Raw genomic sequence first — 6,515 nt, 5'->3', positions numbered from 1 at the left:
CGAGACCGAGACCGAGACCGAGACCGAGACCGAGACCGAGACCGAGACCGAGACCGAGACCGAGACCGAGACCGAGACCGAAGCAGTGGTACTGAAAAAGCGTAAAACTTCTACGCGCAAAACACGCACACGAGTAACAGAAATGGATAAAACGCTAGAATTACCGTTAGCGCTAACTGTAGAAGAAAAACAATTGCCAGTGATTTGCGAAACTAATGAGTCCACTTCGTTAATTGGTACGGGAGACACTTTCTTATCCAATGAGGCACAAATTCAAAATGTCACTGAGGAAAGTCAGTCATCTGTAGAGAAATCTGTAGATACAGCGGTATCACATGAAGAGGAAACGACTAAAGATATCGTCCAGTCAACTAAAAATCCTTTAGCAAGGCTGCCTGAATTTGGACAAAGTCCATGGTATGACAATGTTTCTCGGAAAATGTTAGCCGACGGTGAGTTAGAGCGAATGATTGCGGAAGATGATTTACGCGGTGTAACTTCTAATCCTGCTATCTTCCAAAAAGCTTTTGAGGAAGGCGATAGCTATGATGCTGCCCTTAAAGCTTGGCTAGAGAATAATACGGGCGGCGTGCGTGATGCTTTCTATGCTTTGGCAATTGAAGATATTCAAACCGCTTGCGATCAAATGTTACCTGTCTATGAAAAAACAGGCGGCGTTGATGGTATGGTATCTTTAGAGGTTTCGCCGGATATTGCACATAATGCAGATAAAACAATTGCAGAGGCAAAAGCTTTATTTGCAAAAGTCGCTCGTGATAACGTCATGATTAAAGTTCCCGGAACAAAAGAAGGATTAAAAGCTATTACCGCTTTGGTTGCTGAAGGCATTCATGTGAATGTAACCTTACTTTTCTCTGTAGAACGTTATCAACAGGTATTAGAGGCTTATATTGATGGGCTTAAACAACGTGTAGAAGCGGGGCAGTCTATTGATTTCGTCCGTTCGGTTGCTAGCTTCTTTGTGAGTCGTGTGGATAGTGCGATAGATGCGGCTTTATCAGATGATTATGCAGATTTACGCGGTCGAGCAGCCATTGCTAATGCCCAGTTGGCGTACGCGTATTATTTAGAGCGTATTACACATGATGATTGGTTGGAATTGCAGCGTAAGGGCGCAAAAGTACAGCGTCTGTTATGGGCAAGTACAGGAACTAAAAATCCGGCTTATTCTGATGTGCGTTATGTTGACCATTTAATTGGCACTGATACGGTTAATACGATACCACCAGCGACTTATGCCGCATTCAAAGACCATGGACAACCTGCACCAACGTTGATGCGCCGATTAGATGAAGCACCTGCTTTAATCCGTCGAGTAGAAGATGCAGGTGTGGATGTTGGTAAGATTACCGATCAACTAGAAGTTGAGGGAATCAAACAGTTTGAAGAAGCTTTTGATGTGTTGTTAAAAACATTGTCGCGGAAAGTACGTGCTTTGAAAAAGCAAATAGCTGCAGAAGAAGCGGAGAAAGCCGAAGCAGAGCAACAAGCAGAGAATACTGCTTCATCAGGAGAAGAAACGAATGAATAAAGATATGATTTCTTTATTGCGCTGCCCAATTGATGGGCAGCCGCTTTCTTTGAGCACTGATGAAAAATGGCTTGAAAATAAAGCGGCTAATCGCCGCTATCCGATTGATAACGGAATATTTATGTTATTAGCAGATGATGCACAAAGCATAGAACCTTTATTATTAACGGAACAAAAAGATAAATGAACGCAGTAGTCGTTATTCCCGCAAGATTCAATGCGACTCGTTTACCGGGTAAGCCGCTTTGCGATTTAGCGGGACTACCAATGATTGTGAGAACCGCAAAGCGGGCAATGCAATCAGGTTTAGCAGTATGGGTCGCTTATGATGATGAGCGAATTGCTGAAGTTTTACGACAGTATGGTATTCAAGGCATTCCAACTCGTCATGACCATGAGAATGGAACGCATCGTTTAAGCGAAGTTGTGCAAAAGCAAGAATGGTCAGATGAAACTGTTGTGGTTAATGTACAAGGTGATGAACCATTGCTACCCGCAGAATTGATTACACAAGTGGCTGATGCACTTATTGCGCATCCAGATGCTTCGGTAGCAACGTTAAGTACGCCTTTTATCCCAGAAGAAGACCCTGGTTCTCCGCACATGGTAAAAGTGGTTTGCGATTTAAACGGATATGCATTGTATTTTTCTCGAAGTTTATTGCCTTATCCAAGAGATGCACAAGAGATAAAATCCGCTTTTCCTTATCAACGCCATATCGGTATTTATGCTTATCGGGCAAAAGCTTTGCGAGATTACCCACAGCTATCAGCAACCCCTTTAGAACAAACAGAAAAACTAGAGCAGTTGCGATTTTTAGAACATGGGAGACGCATTATTGTTGCTAAAGCAACAGAAGTGCCGCCAGCAGGCGTAGATACAGAAGAAGATAGAATTCGAGTAGATGCTCTGTTACGCGTAGAAAAATGAGCGATTCTGTTCGTCGATTTGACCCAAAAGTTTTTTTAAGCCATGTGACTACGCGTCCAGGCGTCTATCAGATGAGAGATGCTGACGGAAAAGTCATTTATGTGGGGAAAGCGAAAAATTTACGGAAACGTTTATCCAGCTATTTTCGCAAAACAGGTTTATCCCCTAAAACGCAAGCGTTAATGCAAGCAGTCATTGATATTGATACAACAGCGACTGCTAGTGAAACAGAAGCGTTGATTTTAGAAAATAATCTGATTAAAACGCATCGCCCCAAATTTAATATTTTGTTGCGTGATGATAAAAGTTATCCCTATATTCATTTATCTGCGCATGAGTTTCCGCGTTTGTCTTTTCATCGAGGTACGCGAAAAAAGGGAGAATATTTTGGCCCATATCCTAATGTTCATGCGGCTAGATATTCTTTAGATTTACTTCAAAAAGTGTTTAGAGTGCGGCAATGTGAGGATAGCTATTTCGCTAATCGTAGCCGTCCATGTTTACAGTATCAAATTCAGCGTTGTTATGCGCCGTGTGTGGGGAATATTACTCAAGAAGCGTATGCGGAAACGGTTGCTGCGACGCGCGCATTTTTAAATGGCAGAAGTGAAGAATTAACGGATGAATTAACCGCAAAAATGCAAGCAGCGAGCGAAAAACAGCATTATGAACAAGCTGCGATATTGCGAGACCAGCTCATTCAGCTACGAAAGGTAACAGAGCGTCAGCACATGATTGCTGGAGATGCGGATGCAGATGTCTTAGCCATTGCAAGTGATTATGGCGAAGCTTGTGTGCAAGTCCTATTTTATCGAGACGGGCATAATATTACTTCGCAAGCCTATTACCCTAAATTGCCGGAAAAGCACGATGACAGCGAGATTTTAGAAGCATTTATCGGTCAATTTTATCACGAACGTCGTCCGCCGCCACAACTTATTTTAAGCCACTCTATTGAAAATACAGAAAGCCTTGCAGAATATCTAACTGAAAGAGCTGGTAGGAAAGTAACGTTAACCACGCAACCCAAGGAAGATAGGCGGTATTGGCTAGAAATGGCTATTGAAAATGCCAAAATGAGCTTAAGCTTACGATTATCGGGCAAGTTAACAATGGAGAGGCGTTTCCAAGCGTTAGCAGAAGCTTTTCATTTAGATGCGGTTCCTCAGCGATTAGAATGTGCTGATATTAGTCACATGATGGGGGAATATACCATTGCTTCTTGCGTGGTCTTTGATCGTCGTGGTGCATTAAAATCGGATTACCGCCGATACAAAATCAATGGTATAACCGGTGGAGATGATTATGCAGCCATGCGGCAAATGCTGACACGGCGTTTTGAACGATTGCGGACTGGAGAAGGGACGATACCTGATATCTTTTTTGTTGATGGTGGGCGTGGGCAATTGCGGCAAGCAATAGAAGTGTTTGAAGAGCTCAATATTCAAGGAGTTCAGCTGATTGGCGTTGCGAAAGGGCAGGGACGTAAAGCTGGGCTAGAGCAATTTTGGTTTCCGAATGAGAAAATAGCGCGTTATTTACCGCCTGATAGCCAAGCCATGCAATTAATTGTACAAATTCGCGATGAAGCGCATCGCTTTGCAATTACCGGTCATCGAAGTGGTCGCGATAAAAAAGCAAAAAAATCTGTTTTAGAGAATATTGCTGGTGTAGGCGCTAAACGTCGACAAGCATTGATTCGCCATTTTGGGGGGATTCAAGGAATTGAGCAAGCTGCTGCTGAAGACCTCGCCCGCGTACCCGGAATTAGTGCTAAACTGGCAAAAGAAATTTATGCCACCCTCCACGAAAAAGGATAATCTCATGATCTCGCAACCAGCTATGAAGCTTACCCTTCTGCGCATTGCGCTTATCCCGTTATTTGTTTTCTTTTACTATATTCACCCTGAAAGTTGGGGACAATGGCTAGCGTTAATTGCCTATGCGCTTGCTTGTATTACGGATTATTTTGATGGCTACCTTGCTCGAAAATTAGGTGAGGTTAGTGCATTTGGCGCATTTTTAGATCCCGTTGCAGATAAATTGATGGTATGCGCGGTATTAATTATCGTGCTTCAACATTATCCAGAAAGTTGGTTAATGGTTTGCACACTGATTATTATTGGTCGAGAAGTTTGGATATCTGCCTTACGAGAATGGATGTCTTCTATTGGTCAACGCGATATTGTTGCGGTAGCGAAAGTTGGTAAATGGAAAACAACGACACAAATGCTAGCTTTAGGCTTTTTGATTTATCGTAAACCATTTATTGGTTTACCAATTTGGCACATTGGTCAGGTATTGCTTATTATTGCTGCATTGCTTACTTTATCATCCATGATTGCCTACACGAAAGGCGCATGGCAACAGCTCAAATAATGGAGAATTATGAAAATTAGCCAACGCTTTAGAGGATTTTTACCGGTTGTTGTTGACGTTGAAACAGGTGGTTTTGATCGTGAGAAAGATGCTTTATTAGAAGTTGCAGCGGTATTTGTGAATTACAATGCAGAGGGAAAATTAGACTTAGTGGATACTTTGCATTATCACGTTAAACCCTTTGAAGGCAGTAATATTGACCCAGAATCTTTGAAAATTACAGGCATTGATCCTTTTCATCCTTTGCGTCCTGCACTAGATGAAGCTCGAGTGGCTGAACGATTGTTTGGGGCTATTCGTGAATATCAAAAACAACAGGAATGTACGCGCAGTATTTTAGTTGGGCATAATGCGCAATTTGATTTAGGATTTATCAATGCTTTAGCTGAGCGCACGAACTATCAACGCAATCCATTTCATCCTTTTTCAGCATTGGATACCGTTTCTTTAGGTGCGCTTGCGTATGGACAAACTGTATTGGCACGTATTGTAAGACAAGCTGGTCTAGAGTATGACAGCGAAAGAGCGCATGGTGCAAAATATGATACAGAGTTAACTGCAAAAATTTTCTGTCAAATTGTCAATCAGTGGACTGAAACCAACGGAAATCCGGGAATTTTATGACGATAGCAATGCTTAAAACGCCTGAAAATTGGAAAGTACTTTCAGGCTCAACACTTAATCAATTTATCAATGAAGAGTTTGGAGATGGTCGACATATTTTAACGGCAGCAAAGCCTAAAAATCAGGCGGAAGGAGTTTTTGCCATTTTAGAACATCAAAAAATGGGCTATATCGCACATCCTAATTCACATATCAATACGCGGTTTATTGTGGAAAAAGGTCAAGATGATCTAAAAATTTTAAACGAAGAAAGTGGGTTAAGCGAAAGTGAAAAAGTGCGTTTTAAAGGCTTTTCACCGGCACCGACTTATCATGCGGAAAAACATTTGCTTGAATATGGAATAGAATTGCTGTTTGGACGGGAAGCGGCTTTAAACCTTTATCGGATTAAATTAATTAGAGATGGTGCGCTGATTTTAACATTGGTTGGAAAACCAAAAGATAACTTGAGTCTAACAGGATGGGAAATTCAAGTGCAAGCAGGTTATCGCTATCAAGATTATCAAAAAGGAAAAGATAAACTCGCTGAAGGTAATCTTGAGAATTTGATGCTGATGAATAGCTTTATATAAGTAAAATTCTTTCTGATAGAGCGGCTATCTAGTCGCTCTATCAGGACAGATTTGATGAATTATCCGAACCATTGATGCATTTTCGCTTTGGCTTTTTGCTTAACGTCATCGTCTATATAAAAAGCAACGGTAGCAATAGCAGCAGCGAGAACACCTAAATCATCTGTAAAACCAACAATGGGGGTAATATCAGGAATAATATAGTAAAATCACTTATAATCCAATCTATCCAAAGCAGATATAAAGAACGACTTATAGTAGAATTATCAAAAACAAACTGAGCATATCCTATGACCTACTGCAGCCAATTCCGACAGAAAATTCTTAACGATATTGCTAATGGAGAAACTTGGCGCGCTGTTGCAAAGCGCTACAAAATCAGCAAATTCACCGTCTATAGCTGGATTAAAAATCCCCATCCTAAAGGCTTTACTGAGCGTAAGCCCTCAAAGATTGAT

Annotated in this window: 8 protein-coding genes and 1 pseudogene; 8 read left to right on the top strand and 1 reads right to left on the bottom strand. The window is 41.5% G+C overall.

Annotated elements, in window-relative coordinates:
- Positions 1-142: 142 nt before the first annotated feature.
- From tal to A5N85_RS05030, 7 genes are read left to right on the top strand one after another with little or no spacing between them, the layout of a single operon-like run.
- Complete coding sequence (gene tal / locus A5N85_RS05060; protein WP_072576258.1) at positions 143-1,552, top strand: transaldolase; 1,410 nt, start codon at positions 143-145, stop codon at positions 1,550-1,552.
- Positions 1,545-1,739: a Trm112 family protein gene (locus tag A5N85_RS05055; protein WP_072576257.1), complete on the top strand. Its 195-nt coding sequence runs from the start codon at positions 1,545-1,547 to the stop codon at positions 1,737-1,739. The genes tal and A5N85_RS05055 overlap by 8 nt, the downstream gene beginning before the upstream one ends.
- Positions 1,736-2,482 carry a 3-deoxy-manno-octulosonate cytidylyltransferase gene (gene kdsB / locus A5N85_RS05050; protein ID WP_072576256.1) on the top strand — a complete coding sequence of 249 codons (747 nt, stop codon included), beginning with the start codon at positions 1,736-1,738 and terminating at the stop codon, positions 2,480-2,482. Before A5N85_RS05055 ends, kdsB begins: the two co-directional genes overlap by 4 nt.
- On the top strand, positions 2,479-4,302 hold the full coding sequence (gene uvrC, locus A5N85_RS05045; protein WP_072576255.1) for an excinuclease ABC subunit UvrC: 1,824 nt from the start codon (positions 2,479-2,481) through the stop codon (positions 4,300-4,302). The genes kdsB and uvrC overlap by 4 nt, the downstream gene beginning before the upstream one ends.
- A gap of 22 nt (positions 4,303-4,324) precedes the next feature.
- Positions 4,325-4,861: a CDP-diacylglycerol--glycerol-3-phosphate 3-phosphatidyltransferase gene (gene pgsA, locus A5N85_RS05040; RefSeq protein ID WP_245935981.1), complete on the top strand. Its 537-nt coding sequence runs from the start codon at positions 4,325-4,327 to the stop codon at positions 4,859-4,861.
- 9 nt (positions 4,862-4,870) lie between these two features.
- Complete coding sequence (gene rnt, locus A5N85_RS05035; protein WP_072576253.1) at positions 4,871-5,485, top strand: ribonuclease T; 615 nt, start codon at positions 4,871-4,873, stop codon at positions 5,483-5,485.
- On the top strand, positions 5,482-6,057 hold the full coding sequence (locus A5N85_RS05030) for a DUF2167 domain-containing protein (RefSeq protein WP_072576252.1): 576 nt from the start codon (positions 5,482-5,484) through the stop codon (positions 6,055-6,057). The genes rnt and A5N85_RS05030 overlap by 4 nt, the downstream gene beginning before the upstream one ends.
- Positions 6,058-6,116: 59 nt before the next feature.
- Here A5N85_RS05030 and A5N85_RS17200 read toward each other — a convergent pair.
- A pseudogene (locus A5N85_RS17200) lies at positions 6,117-6,257 on the bottom strand (YkvA family protein); the annotation flags it as partial.
- Between the two features lie 90 nt (positions 6,258-6,347).
- Between A5N85_RS17200 and A5N85_RS17575 the strand changes: the two are divergent.
- Positions 6,348-6,515, top strand: a 168-nt coding sequence (locus A5N85_RS17575; protein ID WP_143143188.1) for a helix-turn-helix domain-containing protein, incomplete at its 3' end; no start/stop codon positions are given.

The sequence above is a fragment of the Suttonella ornithocola genome (assembly GCF_001889065.1).
Classification (GTDB): domain Bacteria; phylum Pseudomonadota; class Gammaproteobacteria; order Cardiobacteriales; family Cardiobacteriaceae; genus Suttonella_A; species Suttonella_A ornithocola.
The sequence above is the reverse complement of the archived record's forward strand: the minus strand, read 5'-3'. Positions and strand labels throughout refer to the sequence as shown.

Bases quoted from the DNA above. Each gene is read 5' to 3' on its own strand.
- A5N85_RS05030 (WP_072576252.1), top strand. From the start codon at position 5,482: ATGACGATAGCAATGCTTAAAACGCCTGAAAATTGGAAAGTACTTTCA.
- rnt (WP_072576253.1), top strand. From the start codon at position 4,871: ATGAAAATTAGCCAACGCTTTAGAGGATTTTTACCGGTTGTTGTTGAC.
- A5N85_RS05055 (WP_072576257.1), top strand. From the start codon at position 1,545: ATGAATAAAGATATGATTTCTTTATTGCGCTGCCCAATTGATGGGCAG.
- pgsA (WP_245935981.1), top strand. From the start codon at position 4,325: ATGAAGCTTACCCTTCTGCGCATTGCGCTTATCCCGTTATTTGTTTTC.
- tal (WP_072576258.1), top strand. From the start codon at position 143: ATGGATAAAACGCTAGAATTACCGTTAGCGCTAACTGTAGAAGAAAAA.
- kdsB (WP_072576256.1), top strand. From the start codon at position 1,736: ATGAACGCAGTAGTCGTTATTCCCGCAAGATTCAATGCGACTCGTTTA.
- uvrC (WP_072576255.1), top strand. From the start codon at position 2,479: ATGAGCGATTCTGTTCGTCGATTTGACCCAAAAGTTTTTTTAAGCCAT.